The 26,981-nt window shown below is 62.4% G+C and carries 17 protein-coding genes; 4 read left to right on the forward strand and 13 right to left on the reverse strand.

Features of this window, described 5'->3' with window-relative positions; all coding sequences use genetic code 11:
• Nucleotides 1–73: 73 nt before the first annotated feature.
• From I5S59_RS12735 to ccoN (I5S59_RS12780), 10 genes are all read right to left on the reverse strand, one after another.
• The gene (locus I5S59_RS12735; protein WP_197876939.1) at nucleotides 74–613 is read right to left on the reverse strand and encodes a FixH family protein; all 540 of its coding nucleotides are present in this window, start codon (nucleotides 611–613) and stop codon (nucleotides 74–76) included.
• Between the two features lie 12 nt (nucleotides 614–625).
• On the reverse strand, nucleotides 626–2,041 hold the full coding sequence (gene ccoG / locus I5S59_RS12740; RefSeq protein ID WP_197876940.1) for a cytochrome c oxidase accessory protein CcoG: 1,416 nt from the start codon (nucleotides 2,039–2,041) through the stop codon (nucleotides 626–628).
• Nucleotides 2,042–2,308: 267 nt separating this feature from the next.
• Complete coding sequence (ccoP, locus tag I5S59_RS12745; RefSeq protein ID WP_197876941.1) at nucleotides 2,309–3,289, reverse strand: cytochrome-c oxidase, cbb3-type subunit III; 981 nt, start codon at nucleotides 3,287–3,289, stop codon at nucleotides 2,309–2,311.
• Entirely contained in the window at nucleotides 3,286–3,489 is a 204-nt protein-coding gene (locus tag I5S59_RS12750) for a cbb3-type cytochrome oxidase subunit 3 (protein WP_128324442.1), read from the reverse strand. Before I5S59_RS12750 ends, ccoP (I5S59_RS12745) begins: the two co-directional genes overlap by 4 nt.
• A gap of 5 nt (nucleotides 3,490–3,494) precedes the next feature.
• Nucleotides 3,495–4,103, reverse strand: a complete 609-nt coding sequence (ccoO, locus tag I5S59_RS12755; RefSeq protein WP_128324443.1) for a cytochrome-c oxidase, cbb3-type subunit II — start codon at nucleotides 4,101–4,103, stop codon at nucleotides 3,495–3,497.
• Complete coding sequence (gene ccoN / locus I5S59_RS12760) at nucleotides 4,103–5,545, reverse strand: cytochrome-c oxidase, cbb3-type subunit I (protein ID WP_128324444.1); 1,443 nt, start codon at nucleotides 5,543–5,545, stop codon at nucleotides 4,103–4,105. Before ccoN (I5S59_RS12760) ends, ccoO (I5S59_RS12755) begins: the two co-directional genes overlap by 1 nt.
• A 487-nt stretch (nucleotides 5,546–6,032) precedes the next feature.
• Entirely contained in the window at nucleotides 6,033–6,980 is a 948-nt protein-coding gene (ccoP, locus tag I5S59_RS12765; protein ID WP_197876942.1) for a cytochrome-c oxidase, cbb3-type subunit III, read from the reverse strand.
• Nucleotides 6,977–7,174, reverse strand: a complete 198-nt coding sequence (locus I5S59_RS12770; RefSeq protein ID WP_128324446.1) for a cbb3-type cytochrome oxidase subunit 3 — start codon at nucleotides 7,172–7,174, stop codon at nucleotides 6,977–6,979. Before I5S59_RS12770 ends, ccoP (I5S59_RS12765) begins: the two co-directional genes overlap by 4 nt.
• Before the next feature lie 5 nt (nucleotides 7,175–7,179).
• Nucleotides 7,180–7,788: a cytochrome-c oxidase, cbb3-type subunit II gene (gene ccoO, locus I5S59_RS12775; RefSeq protein WP_197876943.1), complete on the reverse strand. Its 609-nt coding sequence runs from the start codon at nucleotides 7,786–7,788 to the stop codon at nucleotides 7,180–7,182.
• Between the two features lie 10 nt (nucleotides 7,789–7,798).
• Nucleotides 7,799–9,223, reverse strand: coding sequence for a cytochrome-c oxidase, cbb3-type subunit I (gene ccoN, locus I5S59_RS12780; RefSeq protein ID WP_197876944.1), 1,425 nt, complete (start codon nucleotides 9,221–9,223; stop codon nucleotides 7,799–7,801).
• A 49-nt stretch (nucleotides 9,224–9,272) separates the two neighbouring features.
• Here ccoN (I5S59_RS12780) and I5S59_RS12785 point away from each other — a divergent pair, with 49 nt between their 5' ends.
• Complete coding sequence (locus tag I5S59_RS12785; RefSeq protein ID WP_197876945.1) at nucleotides 9,273–9,962, forward strand: alpha/beta family hydrolase; 690 nt, start codon at nucleotides 9,273–9,275, stop codon at nucleotides 9,960–9,962.
• A gap of 159 nt (nucleotides 9,963–10,121) precedes the next feature.
• Here the strand turns inward: I5S59_RS12785 and I5S59_RS12790 are convergent, their stop codons facing one another.
• Together I5S59_RS12790 and I5S59_RS12795 are read right to left on the reverse strand one after the other, a co-directional pair.
• Nucleotides 10,122–10,406: a pyrimidine/purine nucleoside phosphorylase gene (locus tag I5S59_RS12790; RefSeq protein WP_010225980.1), complete on the reverse strand. Its 285-nt coding sequence runs from the start codon at nucleotides 10,404–10,406 to the stop codon at nucleotides 10,122–10,124.
• A 70-nt stretch (nucleotides 10,407–10,476) separates the two neighbouring features.
• On the reverse strand, nucleotides 10,477–11,028 hold the full coding sequence (locus I5S59_RS12795) for an exonuclease domain-containing protein (protein WP_197876946.1): 552 nt from the start codon (nucleotides 11,026–11,028) through the stop codon (nucleotides 10,477–10,479).
• Nucleotides 11,029–11,240: 212 nt separating this feature from the next.
• Between I5S59_RS12795 and I5S59_RS12800 the strand changes: the two genes are divergently transcribed.
• Both I5S59_RS12800 and I5S59_RS12805 read left to right on the forward strand, forming a co-directional pair.
• Nucleotides 11,241–12,002: a substrate-binding periplasmic protein gene (locus I5S59_RS12800; protein WP_197877014.1), complete on the forward strand. Its 762-nt coding sequence runs from the start codon at nucleotides 11,241–11,243 to the stop codon at nucleotides 12,000–12,002.
• Nucleotides 12,003–12,061: 59 nt separating this feature from the next.
• Nucleotides 12,062–13,075 carry a GNAT family N-acetyltransferase gene (locus I5S59_RS12805; RefSeq protein WP_197876947.1) on the forward strand — a complete coding sequence of 338 codons (1,014 nt, stop codon included), beginning with the start codon at nucleotides 12,062–12,064 and terminating at the stop codon, nucleotides 13,073–13,075.
• Nucleotides 13,076–13,149: 74 nt separating this feature from the next.
• Here I5S59_RS12805 and I5S59_RS12810 read toward each other — a convergent pair whose 3' ends face one another.
• On the reverse strand, nucleotides 13,150–13,680 hold the full coding sequence (locus I5S59_RS12810; RefSeq protein ID WP_197876948.1) for an RNA polymerase factor sigma-70: 531 nt from the start codon (nucleotides 13,678–13,680) through the stop codon (nucleotides 13,150–13,152).
• Nucleotides 13,681–14,017: 337 nt separating this feature from the next.
• Between I5S59_RS12810 and I5S59_RS12815 the strand changes: the two genes are divergently transcribed.
• Nucleotides 14,018–26,980, forward strand: a complete 12,963-nt coding sequence (locus I5S59_RS12815) for a non-ribosomal peptide synthetase (RefSeq protein ID WP_197876949.1) — start codon at nucleotides 14,018–14,020, stop codon at nucleotides 26,978–26,980.
• Nucleotide 26,981 lies beyond the last annotated feature (1 nt).

Here is a 26,981-nt window from a genome sequence, read left to right on the forward strand (position 1 = left end):
TCATTTCAGGTGCCATCGCCGACACGGCCAGCGCCCAGCGGGTGGGGCTGGCCGGGTCGGCAATGGAGGCAACTCATTTTTCGAGGTGTTCAGCCCCTTGCAGCGCTTCATCGCCCAGCTGCAGGGTGGTGTCATGGCCGACTTGCTCTTCTTCGAACAGGCGCCAGGTGTGTTCGTCCTGACTGCCCAGCAGTTCGACGAAGCGGCGTCCTTCGACCTTGTCATTGAGCTGGCCGACGTAGCGGCCGGCTTCGTTGGCGCTCAAGGTCAGGATGATCTTGCGATCCTTTTGCGGTTGGGTGGGGGAAATCAGGTTCAGCTCCAGGGTTTTCGGCTGGCTGTTGCCGCTCAGGCGCACGTCGACTTCACCGGTCAGTTCGTCCAGGTGCACGCTGGCCTTGAGGTTCAGGGTTTGTGCCAGCAGTTCGCGGTCCAGTGAGCGGTTGATGCCTTTTCCGGCCTCGTAGTAGTTGTCGTTGACCAGATTGTCCGGGTTGTTCACGGCAATGGTGACCATGGTCAGGCTGAGGGTCACCGAGGTGGCCAGCACCCCGATGATGATCCATGGCCAGAGGTGCTTGTACCAGGGGCTGGTGGCTGTTGCAGCAGGCATAGACTCAGTCTCTTATCGAATTTGTGGGCCGATGAAGCGGCTTTTTGCTTCAACCTGGCTGGTGCTGTCGTCGGCATCCTTGAGGGTGAAGATCACTTCGTTGGTGCTCGACGGCAGTTGTTCCGGGGCCATCGACAGTTGTACCGGCAGGCTGACAATGTCGCCGGCAGCCACGCGGATTTCGCGTGCGCCTTCAAGCTTGAGGTCCGGCAAACCGCCGGCTTCCAGCACGTAGACGTGGTCGCGCTGGTCTTTGTTCATCACTTTCAGGCTGTACACGTTCTCGATCCGGCCCTGGGCATTCTCGCGGTACAGCACGCGGTCTTTGCTGACATCAAAGCCTACTAGCGGACGCATGACGAAGGCGCTGGCGAGCAGGGCGATCATGGCCAGCAGCACCACCGCATAGCCGATGAGTCGCGGGCGCAGCATATGGGTTTTCTGGCCCGAGAGGTTGTGCTCGGTGGTATAGCTGATCAGGCCTTTGGGGTAGTTCATTTTCTCCATGATGGTGTCGCAGGCGTCGATGCAGGCGGCGCAGCCGATGCATTCGATCTGCAGGCCGTCACGGATGTCGATGCCGGTCGGGCACACTTGCACGCACATGGTGCAATCGATGCAGTCGCCCAGGCCCTTGGCTTTGTAGTCGAGGTCTTTCTTGCGTGGGCCGCGGGTTTCGCCGCGGCGCGGGTCGTAGGACACGATCAGCGTGTCTTTGTCGAACATCACACTCTGGAAGCGGGCGTACGGGCACATGTATACACAGACTTGTTCACGCAGCCAGCCGGCGTTGCCGTAGGTGGCCAGGGTGAAGAAGCCGACCCAGAAATACGCCCAGCCGTCGGCCTCGCCGGTAAAGAACTCCAGCACCAGTTCGCGGATGGGGGAGAAGTAGCCGACGAAGGTCATGCCGGTAACAAAGCCGATCAGCAGCCACAGGCTGTGCTTGGCCAGTTTGCGCAGGAACTTGTTGCCGCTCATGGGCGCTTTGTCGAGCTTCATGCGCTGGTTGCGGTCGCCTTCGGTGACCTTTTCGCACCACATGAAAATCCACGTCCAGACGCTTTGCGGACAGGTGTAGCCGCACCACACCCGCCCTGCGAATACGGTGATGAAGAACAGGCCGAACGCGGCAACGATCAACAGGCCGGACAGCAGGATGAAGTCTTGGGGCCAGATGGTGGCGCCAAAAATGTAGAACTTGCGCTCCGGCAGGTTCCACCAGACAGCCTGGTGGTTACCCCAGTTCAGCCACACCGTGCCGAAGTACAGCAGGAACAGGACGGCGCCGCCGACCATGCGCAAATTGCGAAACACCCCGGTGAAGGCGCGGGTGTAGATCTTTTCCCGGGAGGCGTAGAGGTCGATGCTGTCCTTGTCTTTATTGGCAGGCGGGGTGACATCATGTACTGGAATCTGCTTGCTCATCATTGAGTCCCACGGCAGTGGAATAATGCCGCGATCAGTACGTGCCGACCGCAGTCAGAAGTTTATGCTGCTCTAGGTCGGATAATACGCCTGTAGTGGCACTACGGGGCATGGCTGCGACGTTTAGTCGCGTTGGGTTTGTCTGGTGATTAGTGTAGTGGGCGTGTCAATTGATCTGGGTCATGCGCAGCGGTAATGCAGGCCTTGCGCACGCGTAAAAAAGCCCCGCCAGTCTTCACTGACGGGGCCGTTGGCTGACCGGGCGAATTACTTCGCGTCGGCCGCCTTTTCACCTTGATGCGACAAGCTGTAGACATAAGCCGCCAGCAGGTGGACTTTGTCGTTGCCCTGGATCGCTTCCTGTGCAGGCATCTGGCCCTGACGGCCGTAACGGATGGTCTGCTGCAGTTGGGCAAAGCTCGAACCGTAGATGAACGCTTGCGGGTGCGTCAGGTTTGGCGCGCCCATGGCCGGGGTGCCCTTGCCTTCAGGGCCGTGGCAGGCCACGCAGTTGGCGGCGAAGATCTTCTGGCCATTGGCTGCGTCGGCTTTGGCGCCTTCCGGCAGCTTGCGGCCATCCAGGTTGGTCAGCACAAACGCGGCGACGTCGGCGACACCCTGTTCGCCGATGACTTCCGACCAGGCCGGCATCACGCCATGGCGACCGCCCATGATGGTGGTCTTGATGGTTTGCGGTTCGCCGCCCCAGCGCCAGTCGTTGTCGGTGAGGTTGGGGAAGCCGTAGGAACCCTTGGCGTCGGAGCCGTGGCACACCGCGCAGTTGGAGGCGAACAGGCGGCCGCCCATTTTCAGGGCTTGTGGGTCTTTGGCCACCTCTTCAATAGGCATGGCTGCAAATTTGGCGAAGATTGGCCCAAATTTGGCATCAGCACGTACCATTTCCTTTTCCCACTCGTGCACGCCGGTCCAGCCGGCCTGACCGTTGGCGAAGTCGGTCTTTTTCTCGTTGTCCAGGTACTGGTAGCCGGGCAGAACACCCTTCCAGTTACCCAGGCCCGGGTACAGCACCAGGTAGCCCAGGGCGAAGATGATGGTGCCGACGAACAGCCAGAACCACCATTTTGGCAGCGGGTTGTCATACTCCTCGATGCCGTCGAACGAGTGGCCGACGATTTCATCGGTGGGTTCGCTGCGCTGGCCCCTACGGGTGGACAGCAACAGCCAGGTCAGGGCGAAGATGGTGCCCAGACTCAAAACGGTGACGTACAGACTCCAGAAGGTAGTCATTCGTTGTTACTCCTAGACGCTTTCGCTTTCGCTTGCGCTTGCTCGACGTGCTTGCTGGCTTCGGGATCATCCGCGAAGGGCAGCATGGTCGCTTCGTCGAACTCGGACTTGCGCCGAGAACTGAACACCCACAACGCCAGGCCGACAAAGGCCACCATCACTACGACGGTGCCCAGGCCACGAATCATCCCGATATCCATCAATGTCACCGTTTGCTTTTGATGATGGTGCCCAGGCCTTGCAGGTAGGCAACCAGGGCGTCCATTTCAGTCTTGCCCTTGACCGCGTCGCGGGCGCCGGCAATGTCGGCGTCGGTGTACGGGGTGCCGAGGGTGCGCAAGACTTCCATCTTCTTGACCGTGTCCTTGCCGTCGAGCTTGTTCTCGACCAGCCACGGGTAGGCCGGCATCTTCGACTCGGGCACGACGTTGCGCGGGTTGTACAGGTGGGCGCGGTGCCAGTCATCGGAGTAGCGGCCGCCGACACGGGCCAGGTCCGGACCGGTACGCTTGGAACCCCACAGGAACGGGTGGTCCCAGACGCTCTCACCGGCAACCGAGTAGTGGCCGTAACGCTCGGTTTCGGCACGGAACGGACGGATCATCTGCGAGTGGCACTGTACGCAGCCTTCGCGGATGTAGATGTCGCGGCCTTCGAGTTCCAGCGCGGTACGTGGCTTCATGCCTTCGACCGGTTTGTTGGTGACGTCCTGGAAAAACAGCGGGACGATTTGGGTCAGACCGCCAACGCTCACGGCGATGACCATGAAGAAGGCCAGCAGGCCAATGTTCTTCTCGAGTACTTCATGCTTCATCAGTGAGCTCCAACTACAGCGATCTGGGCGGCGGCTTCAGCTTCAGCCGGCTTCGAGGCGCGAACGGTACGGAACACGTTGTAGGCCATCAGCAGCATGCCCGAGGCGAAGAATGCACCGCCCAGTGCACGGACGATGTAGCCCGGGTGGCTGGCTTGCAGGGCTTCGACGAAGGAGTAGGTGAGGGTGCCGTCATCGTTGATTGCACGCCACATCAGGCCCTGGGTGATGCCGTTGACCCACATCGAGGCGATGTACAGCACGGTGCCGATGGTCGCCAGCCAGAAGTGCGCGTTGATCAGGCCGGTGCTGTGCATCTGCTCGCGGCCGTAGACCTTCGGAATCATGTGGTACAGGGCGCCGATCGAGATCATCGCTACCCAGCCGAGGGCGCCGGCGTGTACGTGGCCCACGGTCCAGTCGGTGTAGTGCGACAACGAGTTGACCGTCTTGATCGCCATCATCGGCCCTTCGAAGGTCGACATGCCGTAGAACGCCAGGGAGACCACGAGGAAGCGCAGGATCGGGTCGGTGCGCAGCTTATGCCAGGCGCCCGAGAGGGTCATCATGCCGTTGATCATGCCGCCCCAGCTTGGCGCCAGGAGGATGATCGACATGGCCATGCCCAGCGATTGCGCCCAGTCAGGCAGGGCGGTGTAGTGCAGGTGGTGCGGGCCTGCCCAGATGTACAGGGTGATCAGTGCCCAGAAGTGCACGATCGACAGACGATAGGAGTAGATCGGACGCTCGGCCTGCTTGGGCACGAAGTAGTACATCATGCCGAGGAAGCCGGTGGTCAGGAAGAAGCCCACCGCGTTGTGGCCGTACCACCACTGGATCATCGCGTCGGTCGCACCCGAGTAGGCCGAGTACGACTTGAACAGGCTGACCGGCAGCGACATGTGGTTGACGATGTGCAGCATGGCGGTCACCACGATGAACGCACCGTAGAACCAGTTGCCCACATAGATGTGCTTGGTTTTGCGTTTGACGATGGTACCGAAGAACACCACACCGTAGGTAACCCAGACAATCGCCAGCAAAATGGCGATCGGCCATTCCAGCTCAGCGTATTCCTTGGTCGTGGTGTAACCCAGTGGCAGGGTGATGAGCGCACCGACGATCACTGCTTGCCAACCCCAGAAGGTGAAGGCGGCGAGGCTGTCGGAAATCAGTCGCGTCTGGCAGGTTCGCTGCACGACATAGTAGGAAGTGGCAAACAGCGCACAGCCACCGAAGGCGAAAATCACCAGGTTGGTGTGCAGCGGGCGAAGACGTCCAAAACTCGTCCATGGCAGGTCCAGGTTCAGTTGGGGCCATACCAGTTGCGAGGCGATGAAGACTCCAAGCCCCATGCCAAGGATCCCCCAGACCACCGTCATGATGGCGAACTGGCGGACGACCTTATAGTTATAAGCAGTCGGACTGATTGCTGTGCTCATTCTAAGGTTCCACGGTTTGGGTGTTTTTATAGGTTAAAAAATCGGCGCAAGTATGTATAAACCGTGTGGTTATTGCAACGCGATGGCTCCCGCGCCGACCCTTGCCAAAGCCCGATATACCGCTGTTTCGAGCGCTCTTGGCGGACGAAGTGTACACAATTATCTGATTGATATGTGTACTGTTATTCATATTTTCTTGTCCAATTGGTCAGGCTTGCTGTGACCATTTTCTGTTGTCCAGAAACCGGTACTGCTGAGGTCGAGCCGATCCCGTCTGCCTTTGCACGCATTCTTCAACGGCCACAACCGCCCAAGGGTTTTATCAACCCCTTGTTTGCGGTCGCTGTGGCAACAAGCTTAGTTCCGATCAAGGCGTGCGCAAGGCGCGGCGGCGGGGGAGGTGCGACGTTTGGTCGCAAGGGGAAACGAAGACGCCGCATCCGGAGGGATGCGGCGTCAGCGGTCAAGACTCAGTTACGCGAAACGTTTACTGGGCAGAAAGGGTTTCGCCTTGTGCCGGTTCCGCCTGTGACAGGCTGTACACATAAGCGGCCAGCAGGTGAACTTTGTCGTTACCCTGAATCGCATCCTGCGCTGGCATCTGGCCCTGGCGACCATAGCGAATGGTCTGTTGCAACTGGGCAAAGCTTGAACCGTAGATGAACGCCTGCGGGTGCGTCAGGTCCGGTGCGCCCATCGCCGGCGTGCCTTTGCCTTGTGGGCCGTGGCAGGCCACGCAGTTGGTTGCAAAGAGCTTCTCGCCGTTGGCGACATCGGCCTTGGTGCCTTCCGGCAGCTTGCGGCCATCGAGGTTTGTCAGGACAAACCCGGCTACATCGGCGACCCCTTGCTCGCCAATGACTTCAGCCCAGGCCGGCATGACGCCGTGACGGCCGTTCATGATCGACTGCTTGATGGTGTCGGGCTCGCCACCCCAGCGCCAGTCCTTGTCGGTGAGGTTAGGGAAGCCGTAGGCCCCTTTGGCGTCGGAGCCGTGGCACACCGCGCAGTTGGAAGCGAACAGGCGCCCCCCCATTTTCAGCGCCTGCGGATCCTTGGCGACTTCTTCAACCGGCATGGCAGCGAACTTGGCAAAGATCGGACCGAACTTGGCGTCTGCCTTGTCCATCTCTTTCTGCCACTCGTTGACCTGGGTCCAGCCGTCCTGATACCCCGGCAGGATGCCTTTCCAGTTGCCCAGGCCCGGGTAGAGGATCAGGTAGCCGACGCCGAACGCCAAGGTGCCGACGAACAGCCAGAACCACCACTTGGGCAGCGGGTTGTCATACTCCTCGATGCCGTCGAAGCTGTGGCCCATGGTCTGGTCGCTGGTCCCCGGCTTTTCGCCCTTGCGCGTGGCCAGCAGCAGCCAGGTCAGGCCGATCAGGCTGCCGATGGTCAGTACGCTGATGTACGTACTCCAGAAGGTGGTCATTGCCCGTTACTCCTCGATTCGGGTTCTTTGGCGGCGGGTGCCAGGCGGTCATCGGCGAACGGCAGCAGGCTTGCCTCGGCAAACTCGCGGTCACGCCGACCGTTGAACACCCACAGGGAGAGGCCGATGAACGCGATGGCCACCAGCAAGGTGCCGAGGCCGCGCAGTTGACCGATATCCAGTGTGAAATCCATGGCCCTTACCTCTTGTTCTTGATGGCGGTGCCCAGCACCTGCAGGTAGGCGACCAGTGCGTCCATTTCGGTCTTGCCCTTGATCGAGGCCACTGCACCGCTGATGTCCTCGTCGGTGTAGGGCACGCCGAGGGTGCGCATCGTGCGCAGCTTGGTCTCGGTGTGGCTGCTGTCTACCGGGCTTGCGACCAGCCAGGGGTAGGCGGGCATTTTCGACTCGGGCACGACGTTGCGCGGGTTGTACAGGTGGGCGCGGTGCCAGTCATCGGAGTAGCGGCCGCCGACACGGGCCAGGTCCGGACCGGTACGCTTGGAACCCCACAGGAACGGGTGATCCCAGACACTCTCACCGGCAACCGAGTAGTGGCCGTAACGCTCGGTTTCGGCACGGAACGGACGGATCATTTGCGAGTGGCACTGCACGCAGCCTTCGCGGATGTAGATGTCGCGGCCTTCAAGTTGCAGCGCGGTGTAGGGCTTCATGCCTTCCACCGGCTTGTTGGTTACGTCCTGGAAGAACAGCGGGACGATCTGGGTCAGGCCGCCGATGCTGACGGCAAACACCATCAACAACACCAGCAGAAAGACGTTCTTCTCGATCACTTCATGTTTCATCTCGATCTCCTCAAGCCAGCTGCGCAGTGGCAGGGGCAGTCGCGACCACCGGGCCGCGCACGGTGCGCCAGGTGTTCCATGCCATCAGCAGCATGCCGGTGAGGAAAATCGCCCCGCCGACGAAGCGCACGATGAAGCCAGGGTGGCTGGCCACCAGGGTTTCGACGAAGGAGTAGGTCAGGGTGCCGTCGGTGTTGACTGCACGCCACATCAGGCCCTGGGCAATGCCGTTGACCCACATCGAAGCGATGTAGAGCACGGTGCCGATGGTGGCCAGCCAGAAGTGCGCGTTGATCAGGCCGATGCTGTGCATCTGCTCGCGACCGAAGACTTTCGGGATCATGTGGTACAGGGCACCGATCGAGATCATCGCTACCCAGCCCAGGGCACCGGCGTGTACGTGGCCGATGGTCCAGTCGGTGTAGTGCGACAGGGCGTTGACCGTCTTGATCGCCATCATCGGCCCTTCGAAGGTCGACATGCCGTAGAACGCCAGGGACACCACGAGGAAGCGCAGGATCGGGTCGCTGCGCAACTTATGCCAGGCGCCCGAGAGGGTCATCATGCCGTTGATCATGCCGCCCCAGCTTGGTGCCAGGAGGATCAGCGACATGATCATGCCCAGCGACTGCGCCCAGTCGGGCAGGGCGGTGTAGTGCAGGTGGTGCGGACCTGCCCAGATGTACAGGGTGATCAGCGCCCAGAAGTGCACGATCGACAGGCGATAGGAATACACCGGACGCTCAGCCTGCTTGGGCACGAAGTAGTACATCATGCCGAGGAAGCCTGCGGTCAGGAAAAAGCCTACGGCGTTGTGGCCGTACCACCACTGCACCATGGCGTCGGTGGCGCCGCTGTACAGCGAGTAGGACTTGGTCAGGCTGACCGGAACTTCCAGGTTGTTGACGATATGCAGGATCGCCACGGTGATAATGAACGCACCAAAAAACCAGTTGCCCACGTAGATGTGCTTGGTGGTGCGCTTGAGCAGTGTGCCAAAGAACACCACGGCATAGGCGACCCAGACAATGGTGATCAGGATGTCGATCGGCCATTCCAGTTCGGCGTACTCCTTGGAACTGGTATAACCCAGCGGCAAGGTGATGGCGGCCAGCACGATCACCAGTTGCCAGGCCCAGAAGGTAAAGGCGGCAAGGCGTGGTGAGAACAGGGTGGTCTGGCAGGTTCGCTGGACCGAATAGTAGGAGGAGGCGAACAGCGCGCAACCGCCGAAGGCGAAGATCACCGCGTTGGTGTGCAGCGGACGCAGGCGTCCGAAGCTGGTCCAGGGGAGATCAAAGTTGAGCGAGGGCCAGACAAGTTGCGCGGCGAGAAAAACGCCGAGCCCCATCCCGACGATTCCCCACACCACCGTCATAATGGCGAATTGGCGGACCACCTTGTAGTTGTAGGCGGTACTGCTGGTTGTGTTCATGTATGGGTTCCCATCCACGGTTATAGGCAGACTAATTAGCGAGGCAAGCATGAGTAATGGGCAGACGACCGGTATTGACGGGGATCAATGGGCGCAGCTGGTCGAAAGCCACGGCTGGCTGTGGAATGCTCCGCAAAATCAGGGGGATGGCGCACCTTCTGGATGTTTGATCTTGGCCCATGGTGCCGGTGCTCCCATGGACAGTCCGTTCATGGAGGACATGGCGCAAAGGCTTGCCGCACAAGGGCTGGGCGTGTTGCGTTTCGAGTTTGCGTACATGGCGCAGCGGCGCATCGACGGTGGCAAAAGGCCGCCAAATCCTCAAGCGAAGCTTCTGGAATGCTGGCGCGAGGTGTACCGGCAGGTGCGACCATTGGTCACTGGGACACTGGCCATTGGCGGCAAATCCATGGGCGGGCGCATGGCCAGTCTGTTGGCCGACGAGTTGGGTGCCGATGCGCTGGTGTGCCTGGGGTACCCGTTTTACGCCGCCGGCAAGCCGGAGAAACCGCGGGTGGAGCATCTGGCCGAGTTGAAGACACCCACCTTGATCATTCAGGGCGAGCGCGATGCGTTGGGCGATCGGCAGACGGTAGAGGGCTATTCATTGTCGCCGGCGATTGAACTGTGCTGGTTGCAGGCGGGGGATCATGACCTGAAGCCGCTGAAGGCGTCAGGGTTCACGCATGCCGATCATCTGGCGACGGCGGCGCAACGCATTGTGGCGTTTTTGCGATGAGGTGAACTGTCTGCCTCTTGGTTAACTGTGGGAGCTGGCGCAGCCGGCGATGGGCTGCGCGGCAGCCCCGAGGCCCGAATCGGCTGCCAGTATGTGCGAGCGCTGCGCGCTCGATCGCCGGCTGCGCCAGCTCCCACAGTTGTCGCAGAGCGTCCGGACTTAGCCGCGGTACTCGCACAGGTAGGCAGTGTCGACGGCGACTTTCAACTGGAACTTGCTGTTGGCCGGTACGTTGAACTGGCTGCCGGCGCTGAAGGTTTCCCAGTTGTCGCTGTCAGGCAGTTTGACGGTCAGGGCGCCCGATACCACGTGCATGATTTCACGTTGAGCGGTGCCGAACTCGTACTCACCGGGGGCCATAACGCCGACAGTGGCCGGGCCTTCGGCAGTGCCGAACGCAATCGACTTGACCGTGCCATCAAAGTACTCGTTGACTTTAAACATGGGCGACTCCTGAAAAGGGGCTTAAAAGGCTGGCCAGTATGCCCAAGGCATCTGGCGCCGTCATCCGCTTTCAGGTGCCGTTGGCCGGGAGCGACAAGGGCAGTAGCCGCGCGGTATTGCGCGCGTCTTCAAGGGCCCGGTGCTGCATGCCGTTGAACTGCAGGCCGGCCAGCTGCAACGCACCGTTCAGGCCCAGTGGGCGCTGCAAGTGGCGGGCTTTGGCGAAGCGCTGTTTGAGGTTGATGTGCGGCAGGTCGGCCAGCAGGCTCTGCAACTGATGCTGCTGCCACTCCTGCAGCAGTTGCTGGCGGTCATAGTCGCCCCAGCTGACCCAGGCGATAAGGTGCGCTTGATGATGCCCGAGCCAGCGCTCGAACTGGCCCCAGACCTCGCTGAACGGCGCGGCGGTGTCGACGCTGGCCTGGCTGATATGCGTCAGTTCACGGCAGAAAGTCGTCAGTTGCGGGCGGCGCCGCGGTTTGACGAAGCGCTGGAAGTGGTCGACTTCCCGGCCTTGACGGTTGACCAGCGTTGCACCAATTTCGATGACTTCCATTTCTGTCACCGGCCAACCCCCGTCATCGGTGGTTGCTTCCAGGTCGATCACCAGCCAATGCCCCATAATAGGCTCCCTTGCAAGACTGGCTAGAGCGTAGCCAAACTTGGACGCTTGGGGTATCCCTATGGCTTTTTGCCTTCAGCTGGCATTTTGCACAATCGCCAGTTGTGCGGCGCCAGGAAAACGCCTAGTTTAAGCAAATTCCGGTTAAAGCCCGTAAAGAGTGTGTTGCTTTGATTCCTACGTCCATGTCGCAGGTCATGTCGTTCCTGTTCATGCTCGCAAGCCTGGGGGTTGCTTCGTCCGCCCAGGCGCTCGAGGAAATCGAGGTTAAAGTCGGTGCTACGCATTTCCCTCCTTATATAGTGCGACCCGAGCGCGGGGCCGACACCGGGCTGCTCCCGCAGTTGGTCGAGGCGCTGAACAATGCCCAGGCGCACTACCGCTTTGTGCTGGTGCCGACCTCGATACCACGCCGCTTCGGCGACTTCAGGCAAGGCCGCACCGACATCGCGATCTTCGAGAACCCGCAGTGGGGGTGGCAGGACATCGAACACGTCGCCGTCGACATGGGCCTGGAAGATGCCGAAATTTTCGTTACCCACCTGCAGCCCGACCGGGACGAAGGCTACTTTGCCGACCTCAGCAGCAAACGATTGGCGTTGTACAGTGGCTATCACTATGCGTTTGCCGGTTTCAACCCGGATCCCAAATACCTCGCCGAGCGCTACAACGCGACCCTGACCTACTCGCACGACAGTAACCTGCTGATGGTTCAGCGGGGTCGTGCCGATATCGCGCTGGTGACCCGTTCCTACCTCAGCGACTTTCTCGTGCGCAACCCGAAGAGCAATGGCCAGTTGCTGACTTCCGAACGGGTCGACCAGATCTATCACCATTACGCCTTGCTGCGCCCCGGCGCGCCGATCACTGGCCCGGCGTTTGCCAGGCTGATGCAGCAGCTGCGTGAATCGGGTGAGTTGCTGCGGATTTTCCAGCCGTATCGCATCAGTGTCAGCACGCCCCAGGAAGACTAAATTTCGCCAGATCGTTCACGTTCACCCAGGTGAGTACCTTTCCTTCGTGAGCCGATACCATGCCCTTCGACCCTGCTTCGCAAACGCTGTCCTTACCTCGCTGGCGCAGTCTTGACGCTGTGGAGAACGGCTGCCACCTGAGCCTTGTACTGGAAGGCAGGCCGCTGATCCGGGTGCGCCTGGTACAAGGGGTGGCGCTTGAAGTTCACCTTGAGGACCTCGCCCGCGACCGGCCGCATGAGGCGTTATGGGCCGCCTGTTATTGGCTGTTTGCCCGCGACCCGGCGTGTCAGCAGCTGACCTGGCACCTCGATTCTTTGCCTGTCGAAGCCTTGCGCAGTGGTCTGCTGCTCGCCCACACACAGGCGGGTGTGTACCGCTGTGAACGAACCCAGTTCTGGCAACTGCCACAACCCTGGCTGGGGCAGGCATTGGACGGCGTGTACCCGCAACAGATGCACATTACCGACGGCAAGCGTCACCCGCGCCGCGCGCCGAAACCCCGCGGTGAGGTGTACCGGCGCTTCGATGTGCGCCTGGGGGCCTGGGTGTCGCTGCGTACCCTGGATATCGACAGCGACCTCGAGCGTTTCAACCGTTGGCAGAACAACCCGCGGGTACTGAATTTCTGGCAGGAAGGCGGCAGCCTCGAACAGCACCGGGAGTACCTGGGCAAACTGCAGGCCGACCCGCACAGCCTGACCTTGATCGGCAGTTTTGATGATCAGCCCTTTGCCTATTTCGAGGCCTACTGGGCCAAGGAAGACCGCATTGCGCCGTTCTACCCGGCCGATGACTATGATCGTGGCATCCACATGCTGGTCGGCGAAGAGCAGCATCGCGGGCCGCACAAGGTTGCCAGCTGGCTTTCGGCGCTGGTGCACTACCTGTTTCTCGATGACCCGCGAACCCAGCGGGTGGTGGCCGAGCCACGGGCGGACAACAGCAAGATGATCGGCTACATGCACGATCAGTGCTTTCATTGCGAGAAGGAGTTCGACTTCCCGCACAAGCGGGCGGCCTTGATGATTCTGGGGCGGGAGCGCTTCTTCGAACGGTGCCGGCTCGCCTAACGCTCAAGCGGCCAGTTGCAAGCCTCACGCTGCACGTGGACAACACACGACTTGCAGCTTGAGGCGTGCTGCATTCACGTTCTCTGGCTCGAGACTTTGCGGCAATGCACCAGGGCATCGCGAATCATGAAGTTGACCAGGGTCGGTGAGACGCCCAGTTCCTTGGCGATGTCTTTTTGCGGGACCCCGTGCAGGCGGTACATCTCGAACGCATAACGTGTGCGCTGGGGCAGTTCGTTCAAGGCGTCGGCAATGTGTTCCAGGGTGGCGAAGTTGATGTGCGTGGCTTCGGGCGAGGCGCCCTGGATGACCACATTCAGGCCTTCTTCTTCGCTGCCGGAGTACTTGAGCTCCATGGACTGCTTGCGATAGTGGTCGATGGCCAGGTTACGCACGATCTGAAACAGGTAGCTGAGCTGGGCTTTGAACGAGGAGGTGATGTGCGGTGCGGAATTGAGCCGGAAGAAGGCGTCCTGCACCACGTCTTCGGCGCGGGAGCGGCAGCCGGTAATGCGTGCAGCGATCTTGACGAGAATACTGCGGTTGTCGACGAACGCCTGGAGCAACGGTGAATCGCACTTACTTGTGGATGTTTGTTCCGCCATGGAAATCACCTTATCTCTAAGAGGGAAGGGGAGCGCTCCGGGGAAGGAGGCTGCCTGCGACGTGCGACAAGCTATTCGTAATGATAATTATTGTCAAATGAGAAAGTTAATACGTTACTGCGTATTTGCGTTATAAGCCCCGGCTCTGTGACCGGATTCAAATAACCGCTGACAGGACCTCTGCCCAGGCGCAGGGCAGCGCTTAATTATTTGCCAGGGCCATCCGTTCCTCTGTGTACATCTTCGGGCGCTCGACAGGCGCAACGTGCAGCCGCGCCCCGGCCTGCACCGCTGTCGAGCCCTGACTTCACGTACAGACTCTGGCAGGAACCCTCCCATGACGGACGCCTTCGAACTCCCGGTTACGCTGGTCCAGGCACTGGTGCAACGCGCTGCGCATTCCCCGGATCGGGTTGCCTTGCGCTTTCTGGCCGATGATCCGCTTGACGAGGCCGTGCTGACCTACCAGGACCTGGATACCCGTGCCCGCGCCATCGCTGCGGCGTTGCAGGCGCGCACGCAGGTCGGTGACCGCGCCATCCTGCTGTTCCAGAGCGGCCCGGATTATGTGGCGGCGTTTTTTGCCTGTTTGTACGCCGGCGTCATTGCCGTGCCGGCCTATCCACCGGAGTCGTCGCGTCGTCACCATCAGGAGCGCCTGCTGTCGATCATCGATGATGCCGAGCCCCGGTTGTTGCTGACCACCGGTGCCCTGCGCGCCAGCTTGCAGGCGCTGGAGGTGCTGGCTGAGGACGGGGCGCCAGCGTTGCTGGCGGTCGATGAGCTGGAGGCATCATTGGCCGCAGCCTGGCGGATGCCGGCTTTACAGGCAGACGACATCGCGTTCCTGCAGTACACCTCAGGCTCCACGGCCTTGCCCAAAGGCGTTCAGGTCAGTCACGGCAACCTGGTGGCCAACGAGGTGTTGATCCGCCATGGCTTTGGTATCGACCTGAACCCGGACGATGTGATTGTCAGCTGGTTGCCGCTGTACCACGACATGGGCCTGATCGGCGGCTTGCTGCAACCGATCTTCAGCGGCGTACCGTGCGTGTTGATGGCGCCGGCCTATTTCCTCGCCCGTCCACAGCGCTGGCTGCAGGCGATCAGCGACCACGGCGGGACCATCAGTGGCGGCCCGGACTTTGCCTACCGCCTGTGCAGCGAGCGGGTCAGCAGTGCGGCGCTGGCCACCCTCGACCTGAGCCGCTGGCGCGTGGCCTATTCGGGCTCCGAGCCCATCCGCGAGGACAGCCTGCACGCCTTTGCTGAAAAATTTTCCGGCTGCGGATTCAGTGCCGAGAGTTTTTTCGCCAGTTACGGTCTGGCCGAAGCGACCCTGTTTGTCAGCGGCAGCCGGCGTGGCCAGGGCATTGGCACCCTGACCCTGGATGCTGCTGCGTTGGCGCGCAATAGCGCCGAGCGCGGTCAGGATTCGGTGCAAATGAGTTGTGGCCACAGCCAGCCCGGGCACGCCGTGCAGATCGTCGAGCCACAGCAACTGACGGTGCTGGCCGACAACCAGGTGGGTGAAATCTGGGCCTGTGGCCCGAGCATTGCCAAGGGCTACTGGCGCAATCCTCAAGCCAGTGCGCAGACCTTCGTCGAGCTGGGTGGGCAGACCTGGCTGCGCACCGGTGACCTGGGTTTTCTGCGTGACGGAGAGTTGTTCGTCACTGGCCGCCTCAAGGACCTGCTGATTGTGCGTGGCCACAACCTGTACCCGCAGGATCTGGAAAAGACCCTGGAGCGTGAAGTCGATGCCTTGCGCAAGGGCCGGGTGGCGGTCTTTGCCGTTGACGATCATGGCGAAGAAGGCATTGGCGTCGCCGTGGAAGTCAGCCGCGCAGTGCAGAAGAACATCCCGGCGCCACAGCTGATCAAGACCGTGCGCCAGGTGATCGCCGATGCCTGCCAGCAAGCGCCTGCGGTCGTGCTGTTGCTCAATCCCGGCGGGTTGCCGAAGACGTCCAGTGGCAAACTGCAGCGCTCCACCTGTCGCTCGCGCATGCGTGACGGCACGCTGGATTGTTACGCGCGCTTCCCGGATGAGCAGGTTACCCACGGTGTGGCGCCTGCGCTGCAAGACGATGCAGTGCACCACCAGATTACGCGTCTGTGGTGTGAGCAATTGGAACTTGAGCAGGTTGCTGACGACGATCATTTTTTCCTGCTGGGGGGCAACTCTATTGCCGCCACCCAGCTCGCCGCGCGCCTGAGCGAAGCGCTGAACCTGCACGTGAGTGTACAGGTGCTGTTCGAGGCGCCCCTGCTGGCTGACTTCTGTGCTGCCGTGGCCGCACTGCAGCAACAGGGCGGTGCCCGCCACAGTGCCATCGAGCGCCTCAGCCGTACCCAGGCCATGCCGCAGTCGCTGGCGCAGCACCGTTTGTGGCTGCTCTGGCAACTGGATCCGCATAGCGCCGCCTACAACATTCCGGGCGCGCTGCGCCTGCGCGGTGAACTGGACAAGGACGCCCTGCAATCAAGTTTCCAGGCTCTGGTCGAGCGCCATGAATCACTGCGCACAGTGTTTACCGAGCTTGAAGGTCAGGCGCTGCAACGGGTTTTGCCATCGCAGTTGCTTGAGGTGCAGCACCTCGATCTGCACGGTGTCAGCGCTGATCAGGTGCAGGCGCAGCGTGAAGCCGAAGCCCTGCAACCCTTCGATTTGCGCAGCGGTCCATTGCTGCGGGCGACGTTGGTACGGCTTGCCGATGAAGAGCACCAGCTCTGGGTGACGGTGCATCACATCATCGCCGATGGCTGGTCGATGAACATTCTGATCGATGAGTTTTCACGCTTGTATGCCGGCCATTGCCAAGGGCAGCAGGTCGATCTGCCGGCCCTGGCGCTGGACTACTGCGATTACGGCCATTGGCAACGGCAGTGGCTGGGCGAGGGCGAAGCGGCGCGACAACTGGCTTACTGGAAAGCCTGTCTGGAGGATGAGCAGCCGGTCCTCGACCTGGCCACCGATCATCCGCGCTCCAGCCTGCACCACAAGTCGGCCGCGCGCTTGAGCCTGCGCGTACCGACAGCATTGGGCGATGCCCTGCGCCGCACAGCCCACCAGCACGACAGCACGCTGTTCATGCTGTTGCTGGCCGGTTTCCAGAGTCTGTTGCACCGTTACACCGGGCAAAGCGATATCCGTGTCGGCGTGCCCGCTGCCAACCGCCCGCGCCTCGAAGCGCAGGGTGTGGTGGGCTTTTTCGTCAACACCCAGGTGCTGCGTGGCCAGTTGCATCCACGCCTGCCGTTTGCCGATTTGCTGGCACAGGTGCGGCAGGCCACTCTGGAGGCTCAGGCGCATCAGGACCTGCCGTTCGAGCAGTTGCTGGCCGCGTTCCCGCAGGCACGTGAGCACGGCCTGTTTCAGGTCATGTTCAACCACCAGCAACGCGATCTGAGAGCCTTGCGCCGCCTGCCCGGGCTGCTTGCCGAAGAATTGCCGTGGCACAGCCGCGAAGCCAAGTTCGACCTGCAACTGCACAGTGAAGAGGATCAGCAAGGGCGCCTGAGCCTGTCGTTCGACTATGCCAGCGAGCTGTTCGACGCCAGCAGTATCGAGCGCATGGCGGCCCAGCTGCTCAGTGTGCTGGGGCAGGTCTGTGCCACACCGGCACTGACCCTGGGTGACATGCAGTTGCTGGACGCCCAGAGCCACGAGCAACTGTTGCAGTGGGGGCAGGCGCCGGCAGCCGAGGCGCAACGCTGGGTGGTCGAGCAGCTCAACGAACAGGCGCGGGCAACGCCGCAACGCACCGCATTGGTATGGGAAGGCGGCAACCTCGACTATGCCACCCTGCACCAACACGCCAACCGCCTGGCCCATTACCTGCGCGACAAAGGGGTGGGGCCGGATGTCTGTGTGGCGATTGCTGCCGAGCGTTCACCGCAGCTGTTGATCGGTGTGCTGGCGATTCTCAAGGCCGGGGGGGCCTATGTGCCGCTGGATGTCGATTACCCGGCCGAGCGCCTGGCCTACATGCTGTCGGACTGTGGTGCGAGCCTGCTGCTCAGTCACAGCGATGTCGTGGAGCGCCTGCCACAGGTGGACGGTGTCAGCGTTATCGCCATCGACCGGCTCAAGCTCGAGCGCTGGCCGTGCCAGCCGCCGGGCCTGCACCTGCACTGCGACAACCTGGCCTACGTGATTTATACCTCCGGCTCTACCGGGCAACCCAAAGGTGTGGGCAACACCCATGCTGCACTGGCCGAGCGGCTGCAGTGGATGCAGGTGCGTTACGCCCTGGATGAACACGATGTGCTGATGCAGAAGGCGCCGATCAGTTTTGACGTGTCGGTGTGGGAGTGCTTCTGGCCGCTGGTCACGGGTTGTCGCCTGGTGCTTGCCGGCCCGGGTGAGCACCGTGACCCGCAACGTATCGCCGCCCTGGTCCGTGAGCACAGGGTGACCACCTTGCACTTTGTCCCGGCGTTGTTGCAGGTGTTCATTCAGGAGCCGCTGGCGGCACGCTGCAGCAGCCTGCGGCGGTTGTTCTCCGGAGGCGAAGCACTGTCTTCGGCGCTGCGTGACCGTGTACTTCAGGTGTTGCCGCAGGTGGCGCTGCACAACCGGTATGGCCCGACTGAAACGGCGATCAACGTCACCCATTGGCAGTGCAGCGAGGCGGACGGCTCGCGCTCGCCGATCGGTCGGCCGCTGGCCAACGTCGTGTGCCAGGTGCTGGATGACGAGTTGAATCTCTGTGCACCGGGGGTTCCCGGTGAGCTGTATCTGGGCGGGGCAGGGCTGGCAAGGGGTTATTTAGGGCGCCCGGGGCTGACTGCCGAGCGCTTCGTGCCACATCCGCAAGGGGCTGGCCAGCGCCTTTATCGCAGTGGCGACCGCGCGCGGTGGGCCGCTTCGATTGAGGCGCTGGAGTTTCTCGGACGTGTCGACCAGCAAGTGAAAGTACGCGGTTTTCGTGTCGAGCCTGAAGAAGTCGAGGCTTGCCTGTTGGCCCAGGCGGGTGTGCAGCAGGCGGTGGTGCTGATTCGTCAAACGCCTGCCGGGGCGCAGTTGGTGGGGTATTACAGTGGCGTTGAAAACAACGCCAGCGTGCTGGCTGCACTGACCGGCAAGCTCCCACCCTACATGGTGCCGGCCCTGTTGATGCACGTAGCGCAGATGCCCCTGGGCCCGAGCGGCAAGATCGACCGCAAGGCGCTGCCTGAGCCGGCGTGGACCAGCGGCGAACATGTCGAACCGCACACGGCTCTGCAGCGGCAGATTGCGGCGATCTGGCGTGAAGTCCTCGGGGTGCAACGGGTAGGTTTGCAGGACGACTTTTTCGCGCTGGGCGGGCACTCATTGCTGGCCACCCAGATCATTGCCCGCACGCGCCAGGCCTGCAACGTCGAGCTGGCGCTGCGGGTGATATTCGATGCCAGTGACTTGGGCAGCTTTGCAGCCGAAATCGAGCGCATCCAGCGCAGCGGCGCGCAAAACCTGCAGGGCGCGATTGCCCGCGTTGACCGGCGCCAGGCCGTGCCGTTGTCCTATTCGCAGCAGCGCATGTGGTTCCTCTGGCACATGGAACCCGACAGCCCGGCCTATAACGTCGGCGGTATGGCGCGCTTGAGTGGTGTGCTGGATATCAGCCGCTTCGAGCAGGCCCTGCAGGCGCTGATCGTGCGCCATGAAACCTTGCGCACCACCTTCCCCAGCATCGACGGCGTGCCGTACCAGTGCGTGCACAGTGACAGCACGCTGCACATGCGCTGGCTGGATTTTTCTACCGACGATGACGGTGGGCGTGAGCAGCGTCTGCAAGCGCTGGCCGATGAGCAGGCGCACCAGCCGTTCGACCTGGAGCGCGGCCCGTTGCTGCGCGCGTGCCTGGTCAAAGCAGGCGAGCAGGAGCACTACTTTGTCCTGACCCTGCACCATATCGTCACCGAGGGCTGGGCCATGGACATCTTCGCCCGTGAGCTGGGCGAGCTGTATGAAGCCTTCATCGATGAGCGCGAATCGCCGCTGCCGGCACTGCCGGTGCAATACCTCGACTACAGCGTGTGGCAGCGCCAGTGGCTGGAAGGCGGCGAAGGCCAGCGTCAACTGGACTACTGGAAAGCCCGGCTGGGCGACGAGCACCCGGTGCTCGAGCTGCCCACCGATCGCCCTCGACCAGCGCTGCAAAGCCACCGTGGCGAACTCTACCGGTTCGACCTCAGCCCGGCGCTGGCTGCGCAGGTGCGCGCCTTCAATGCCCGGCACGGCCTGACCCTGTTCATGACCATGACCGCGACCCTGGCCGTGCTGCTTTACCGCTACAGCGGCCAGCACGACCTGCGCATCGGTGCCCCGGTAGCCAACCGCATCCGCCCAGAGAGCGAAGGGCTGATCGGCGCCTTCCTCAACACCCAGGTGCTGCCTTGTCAGCTCGATGGGCAGATGCGCGTCGGCGAACTGATCGACCAGGTGCGTCAGACCGTGATCGAAGGCCAGTCCCACCAGGACCTGCCGTTCGATCAACTGGTCGAAGCCCTGCAGCCGCCGCGCAGCACGGCCTACAACCCGCTGTTCCAGGTGATGTGCAACGTACAGCGCTGGGAGTTTCAGCAGCGTCGGCAACTGGCCGGCATGCAGGTGGACTACCTGGTCAACGATGCCCGGGCGACCAAGTTCGACCTCAACCTGGAAGTCACCGACCTGGACCGGCGCCTGGGTTGCTGCCTGACCTACAGCTGCGACCTGTTCGACGAGCCGCGCATTGCGCAAATGGCCGCGCACTGGCAGAACCTGCTGGCAGCCATGCTCGACAACCCCGGGCAGCGGCTGTGTGAGCTACCGATGCTGACCGGCGACGAACTGCAGCAGTTGCGCAATAGCCTGGAAGGTGATGACCAGGCGGACCTGAGTCAGACCATCGAAGGGTTGTTCAGCGCCCAGGTGGCGCGCCAGCCACAGGCGCTGGCCCTGACCTTTGAGGGTGAGCACCTGAGCTATGCCGAACTTGAGGCCCGTGCCAATCAGTTGGCGCGGGTGCTACGCCAGCGTGGCGTCGGCCCGCAGGTGCGCGTGGGCCTGGCGCTGCAGCGCTCGCTGGATATGGTGGTCGCCCTGTTGGCGATTCTCAAGGCGGGTGGTGCTTACGTGCCACTGGACCCGGAGTACCCGCTGGAACGCCTGCACTACATGATCGAAGACAGCGGCATCAGCCTGATGCTTGCTCAACACAGCCTGTTCGAGGCGCTCGGCGAACTGCCAGCCCGCGTTGCCCGCTGGTACCTGGAAAGCGATGGCCCGGCCCTGGCCGACGTCAGCCGCGAGGCACTGCCAGCGTTGAGCGTGGCAGGCCATCAGGCCTATGTGATCTACACCTCGGGCTCCACCGGAAAGCCCAAGGGCGTGGTAGTCAGCCGCGGTGAAATCGCCATGCACTGCCAGGCCGTTATCGAACGGTTCGGCATGCGCAGCGATGACTGCGAGCTGCACTTCTATTCGATCAATTTCGACGCCGCGACCGAGCGCCTGCTGACACCGCTGTTGTGCGGTGCGCGGGTGGTGTTGCGGGCCCAGGGGCAGTGGGATGCCGAGGCGATCTGCACGCTGATCCGCGAACAGAGCGTGTCGATCCTTGGCTTTACCCCAAGCTATGGCAGCCAGTTGGCCCAATGGCTGGCAAGCCGCAACGAGAGCTTGCCGGTGCGCCTGTGCATTACCGGCGGTGAAGCACTGACCGGCGAGCACCTGCAGCGCATTCGCCAGGCGTTTTTGCCCCGGCAGTTTTTCAATGCCTACGGGCCGACCGAAACCGTGGTCATGCCGCTGGCGTGCCTGGTGCCCGAGCACTGGGATGCTGGCGCTGGCAGTGTGCCGATTGGCAGTGTGGTCGGTGCGCGGGTGGCGTATATCCTCGATGCCGATCTGGCGCTGTTGCCGCGCGGCGGCGTTGGAGAGCTGTATGTGGGTGGAGCAGGGCTGGCCCAGGGATACCACGAGCGTCCGGGGCTGAGCGCCGAGCGCTTTGTCGCCGACCCGTTCAGCGCTCAAGGCGGGCGCCTGTACCGTACCGGTGACCTGGTGCGTCAGCGTGCCGACGGGTTGGTCGAATACGTTGGCCGTATCGACCATCAGGTGAAGATTCGCGGTTTCCGTATCGAGCTTGGCGAGATCGAAACACGCCTGCTGGACCACCCGGCGGTGCGTGAGGTGGTGGTGCTGGCGCTGGACATGCCCGGGGGCAAGCAACTGGCGGCTTACCTGGTGTGCGCGCCGGCTCAGGCCAGTGCAGCCGAGCAAGCCGCGTTGCGCGATGCGCTGAAAACGCACTTGCGCCTGCACCTGCCGGACTACATGGTGCCGACGCATCTGGTGCTGCTTGAGCAGATGCCGCTGACCGGCAACGGCAAGCTTGACCGTCATGCCTTGCCGGCACCCGATCCGGTGCAGGGACGCGAGCAGTACGAGGTACCGCGCTCCGCACTGGAGCAGCAGTTGGCTGAGCTGTGGCGGGATGTGCTGAATGTGTCGCGGGTCGGCCTGCAGGACAACTTCTTTGAACTGGGCGGCGACTCGATCCTGTCGATCCAGCTGGTCAGCCGTGCCCGTCAGGCCGGGCTGCATTTCACCCCGCGTGACCTGTTCCAGCACCAGACCATCCAGACCCTGGCCAGCGTGGTTCGACGCAGCGACGACAGCCAGGTTGATCAAGGCCCGTTGCGCGGTGCTGCTGCGCTGACCCCGATCCAGCACTGGTTCTTCGACCGTGAGGTGCCGCAGCCGCAACACTGGAACCAGGCAGTGTTGCTGGCGCCTGCTCAGCGTCTCGATGCCGCCACCCTGGAGCAGGCCTTGCAACAACTGGTGGTGCACCACGATGCCTTGCGTTTGCGCTTCAGTCCCCAGGCGGGCCAATGGCAGGGCGAGTATGTGCACGGAGACGAACGCGAACTGCTCTGGCAGGCATCAGTGACCCGCTTTGCCGACTGCGAGCCGCTGTACAGCGATGTGCAGCGCAGCCTCGATCTGCACAACGGCCCGCTGTTGCGGGCGTTACTGGTTGACGATAGCGAGGGGCAGCAGCGCTTGCTGCTGGCGATCCATCACCTGGTGGTCGACGGCGTCTCCTGGCGGGTGCTGCTTGAAGACCTGCAGGCGCTGTATCGGGGGCAGGCGCTGGGCGCCAAAACCCGCGCCGCAAGCGATTGGGCCGGTCGCCTGCAGGCCTATGCCAGCAGTGACTCGTTGCGTGATGAACAACACTGGTGGCAGCGCCAGCTGGCTGAGGCCCACCGCGAACTGCCGTGTGATCACCCGCAGGGTGCAAACCTGCACAAACAGGCGCACACCCTGAGCGTACGCCTCGATGCGCAACAGACCCGGCAATTGCTCAAGGACGCGCCCGCGGCCTACCACACGCAGGTCAACGACCTGCTGTTGACCGCCTTGGCGCGGGTGCTGTGTCGCTGGAGCGGCGACAGTGCAGTACTCGTGCAACTGGAAGGCCACGGTCGTGAAAACCTGTTCGACGAAATGGACCTGACCCGCAGTGTCGGCTGGTTCACCAGTGCCTATCCGTTGTGCCTGCGCCCCTCTGCGGACCTCGGTGAGGCCGGGCAGGCGGCATCGATAAAGGCCATCAAGGAACAGTTGCGTCAGGTGCCGCACAAAGGCCTGGGGTACGGCGTGCTGCGCTACCTCGCCGAGGCACCGGTGCGTGAAGCCATGGCGGCGTTGCCGCAGGCGCGGATCACTTTCAACTACCTGGGCCAGTTCGACCAGCAGTTCCAGGGCGATGCCCTGTTCCAGCCAGTGGACGAGCCCGCTGGCCTGGCCCACGACCTGGAGGCGACACTACCAAACTGGCTGAGTGTCGATGGCCAGGTGTATGGCGGTGAACTGCAGCTGCGCTGGACCTTCAGCCGTGAACGCTTTGACCTGCAGACCATCGAGCAACTGGCCCAGGCATACCGGGCGGAACTGTTGGGCCTGATCGAGCATTGCCTGCGCCCCGGCACTGGCAGCTTCACGCCGTCGGACTTCCCGCTGGCGCAACTGAGCCAGGAACAGATCGACACCTTGCCGGTGCCGGCGGCCGAGATCGAAGACGTTTACCCGCTGACGCCGATGCAGGAAGGGCTGCTGCTGCATACCTTGCTCGAGCCTGGTACCGGCATCTACTACATGCAGGACCGTTACCGGATCAACAGTGCCCTGGACCCCGAACGTTTTGCCCAGGCCTGGCAGCTGGTCGTCGCGCGTCACGAGGCGCTGCGCGCATCGTTCAGCTGGAACGCGGGCGAAGCCATGTTGCAGATCATCCATAAGCCGGGCAGCACGCCACTCGACTTCCAGGACTGGAGCGACCTCGCCGAGAGCGCACAGGAAGCCCGATTGCAGGCCCTGCACAAGCAGGAGCGCGAAGCCGGTTTCGATCTGCTGCAGCAGGCGCCGTTCCACCTGCGCCTGATCCGGGTAGGGGCGGACCGCTACTGGTTCATGATGAGCAACCACCACATCCTCATCGATGCCTGGTGCCGGTCGTTGCTGATGAATGATTTCTTCGAGCTGTACATGGCCCTGGGCGAGGGCCGCGAGGCGCGGTTGCCGGTGCCGCCGCGCTACCGCGACTACATTGGTTGGCTGCAGCACCAGGACCTGGATGCCGCGCGTCAGTGGTGGCGCGACAACCTGCAGGGCTTTGAGCGCAGCACAGCGGTGCCGAGTGACCGGCCGTTGTTGCGCGACCACGGTGCCCAGAGCGCCGGGATGATCGTCGGCGACTGCTATACCCGGCTTGCAGTGAACGAAGGTGCCCGCCTGCGTGAGCTGGCCCAGGCCCACCAGTTGACCGTCAACACCTTCGCCCAGGCGGCCTGGGCCCTGGTGTTGAGCCGCTACAGCGGCGAGCGCGATGTGCTGTTCGGGGTGACCGTGGCCGGCCGTCCGGTGAGCATGCCGCAGATGCAGCGTACGGTCGGGCTGTTCATCAACAGCGTCGCTTTGCGAGTGAAACTGCCGGCAGCCGGCGAGCGCTGCAGCGTCCGCCAGTGGCTCCAAGGCCTGTTCGAACGCAACATGGAGTTGCGCGAGTACGAGTACCTGCCATTGGTGGGCATTCAGGAATGCAGCGAACTGCCCAAGGGGCAGCCACTGTTCGACAGCCTGTTCGTGTTCGAAAACGCCCCGGTGGACGTGTCGGTGCTGGACCGCGCGCAAACCCTGAACGCCAGCTCCGACTCGGGGCGTACCCACACCAACTTCCCGCTGACTGCAGTCTGCTACCCGGGCGATGACCTCGGCCTGCACCTGTCATTCGACCAGCGCTATTTCGACACGGCTACCGTTGAGCGTCTGCTGGCTGAGTTCAAGCGTCTGTTGCTGGCGCTGGTTGAGGGATTCCAGGGCGACATGAGCACGTTGCCGTTGCTGGGTGAGCAGGAGCGCCGCTTCCTGCTCGAGGACTGCAACCGCAGCGAACGGGATTACCCGTTGGAGCAGAGTTACCTGCAGTTGTTCGAAGCACGCGTTGCAGCCCACCCTCAACGCATTGTCGCGCGCTGTCTAGAACAGTCGCTCGGCTACGAAGCACTGAATCAACAGGCCAACCGTCTGGGCCATGCGTTGATCGCTGCGGGTGTGGCGGTAGATCAGCCGGTGGCCTTGCTGGCCGAACGCGACTTGTCGTTGCTCGGCATGATCGTTGGCAGCTTCAAGGCCGGAGCGGGCTACCTGCCGCTTGATCCAGGGCTGCCAACCGCGCGCCTGCAGCGCATTGTCGAACTCAGTCGCACGCCGGTGCTGGTGTGCAGCCAGGCATGTGCCGAGCAGGCGCGTGCACTGCTCGATGAACTGGCGTGTGCAGGCCGGCCGAAGTTGCTGGTCTGGGAGCAGGTTCAGCAGGCCGAGTGGCCAGCCTGCAATCCGGAGGTCTACAGCGCTCCCGACAACCTTGCCTACGTGATCTACACCTCAGGCTCCACCGGCCTGCCCAAGGGCGTGATGGTCGAACAGCGCGGCATGCTCAACAACCAGCTAAGCAAGGTGCCGTACCTGCGGCTCGATGAGCACGACGTAATTGCCCAGACCGCTTCGCAAAGCTTCGACATTTCGGTGTGGCAGTTCCTTGCCGCACCGCTGTTCGGGGCGCAAGTGGCCATCGTGCCCAACGCCATTGCCCACGACCCGCAGGGTCTGCTGGAACACGTCCAGGCGTACGGTATTACCGTACTGGAAAGCGTGCCGTCGCTGATTCAGGGCATGCTTGTCAACGAGCATCAGCACCTGGATGGTCTGCGCTGGATGCTGCCTACCGGTGAGGCGATGCCGCCTGAACTGGCGTCGCAATGGTTGCAGCGTTATCCACAGATCGGCCTGGTGAATGCCTATGGCCCGGCGGAGTGTTCCGACGACGTGGCGTTCTTCCGCGTCGATGCTGCCTCGACACGCAGCAGTTTCCTGCCGATCGGTACGCCGACCGACAACAACCGCTTGTACCTGCTGGGCGACGACCTTGAACTGGTACCGCTTGGCGCCGTTGGCGAGCTGTATGTGGCCGGTACAGGCGTCGGGCGCGGCTATGTCGGCGATCCGCTGCGCACGGCCCAGGCTTTTATCGCTCACCCTTACGGTGCGCCGGGCGAGCGTCTGTACCGCACCGGGGATCTTGCGCGGCGACGTGCCGATGGTGTGCTGGAGTATGTGGGGCGTATCGACCATCAGGTGAAGATCCGCGGCTATCGCATCGAACTGGGTGAAGTCGAGTCGCGCCTGCATGAGCAGGCCGAGGTGCGCGACGCTGCCGTCGGCGTTCAGGCGGGCGTCAATGGCAGGCACCTGGTGGGCTACCTGGTGGCCAGTGAGAGTGCGGCAGACACCGCGCAGTTGCTTGAACTGATCAAACAACGCCTGCGTGCTCAGTTACCGGAGTACATGGTGCCGTTGCACTGGGCCTGGCTCCAGCAACTGCCACGCAATGCCAACGGCAAGCTCGACCGCAAGGCCCTGCCACGCATCGACTTCGCCGCTGCGCAGCGCCAGGACTACCTGGCACCACGCAGCGAGCTGGAGCAGACCCTGGCGGCCATCTGGGCCGAGGTGCTCAAGGTCACGCAGGTAGGGGTGCGCGACAACTTCTTCGAGCTGGGCGGGCACTCGTTACTGGCCACCCAGATAGCCTCGCGGGTGCAGAAGGCGCTGCAACTGAACGTGCCGTTGCGGGCCATGTTCGAGTGCAGCACCGTCGAGGCGCTGGCGAACTATGTGGAGGGCCTCAAGGCCAGTGAACTGAGCGACGACAAGGTCGACCGGCTCAGTGACCTGATGGCCGAGCTCGAAGCGTTGTAGC

Source organism: Pseudomonas alkylphenolica, from assembly GCF_016009175.1.
GTDB lineage: Bacteria > Pseudomonadota > Gammaproteobacteria > Pseudomonadales > Pseudomonadaceae > Aquipseudomonas > Aquipseudomonas alkylphenolica_B.

Coding starts and splice junctions, on each gene's coding strand:
- I5S59_RS12735 (WP_197876939.1), bottom strand. CDS start 613: ATGCCTGCTGCAACAGCCACCAGCCCCTGGTACAAGCACCTCTGGCCA.
- ccoG (WP_197876940.1), bottom strand. CDS start 2,041: ATGAGCAAGCAGATTCCAGTACATGATGTCACCCCGCCTGCCAATAAA.
- ccoP (WP_197876941.1), bottom strand. CDS start 3,289: ATGACTACCTTCTGGAGTCTGTACGTCACCGTTTTGAGTCTGGGCACC.
- I5S59_RS12750 (WP_128324442.1), bottom strand. CDS start 3,489: ATGGATATCGGGATGATTCGTGGCCTGGGCACCGTCGTAGTGATGGTG.
- ccoO (WP_128324443.1), bottom strand. CDS start 4,103: ATGAAGCATGAAGTACTCGAGAAGAACATTGGCCTGCTGGCCTTCTTC.
- ccoN (WP_128324444.1), bottom strand. CDS start 5,545: ATGAGCACAGCAATCAGTCCGACTGCTTATAACTATAAGGTCGTCCGC.
- ccoP (WP_197876942.1), bottom strand. CDS start 6,980: ATGACCACCTTCTGGAGTACGTACATCAGCGTACTGACCATCGGCAGC.
- I5S59_RS12770 (WP_128324446.1), bottom strand. CDS start 7,174: ATGGATTTCACACTGGATATCGGTCAACTGCGCGGCCTCGGCACCTTG.
- ccoO (WP_197876943.1), bottom strand. CDS start 7,788: ATGAAACATGAAGTGATCGAGAAGAACGTCTTTCTGCTGGTGTTGTTG.
- ccoN (WP_197876944.1), bottom strand. CDS start 9,223: ATGAACACAACCAGCAGTACCGCCTACAACTACAAGGTGGTCCGCCAA.
- I5S59_RS12785 (WP_197876945.1), top strand. CDS start 9,273: ATGAGTAATGGGCAGACGACCGGTATTGACGGGGATCAATGGGCGCAG.
- I5S59_RS12790 (WP_010225980.1), bottom strand. CDS start 10,406: ATGTTTAAAGTCAACGAGTACTTTGATGGCACGGTCAAGTCGATTGCG.
- I5S59_RS12795 (WP_197876946.1), bottom strand. CDS start 11,028: ATGGGGCATTGGCTGGTGATCGACCTGGAAGCAACCACCGATGACGGG.
- I5S59_RS12800 (WP_197877014.1), top strand. CDS start 11,241: ATGCTCGCAAGCCTGGGGGTTGCTTCGTCCGCCCAGGCGCTCGAGGAA.
- I5S59_RS12805 (WP_197876947.1), top strand. CDS start 12,062: ATGCCCTTCGACCCTGCTTCGCAAACGCTGTCCTTACCTCGCTGGCGC.
- I5S59_RS12810 (WP_197876948.1), bottom strand. CDS start 13,680: ATGGCGGAACAAACATCCACAAGTAAGTGCGATTCACCGTTGCTCCAG.
- I5S59_RS12815 (WP_197876949.1), top strand. CDS start 14,018: ATGACGGACGCCTTCGAACTCCCGGTTACGCTGGTCCAGGCACTGGTG.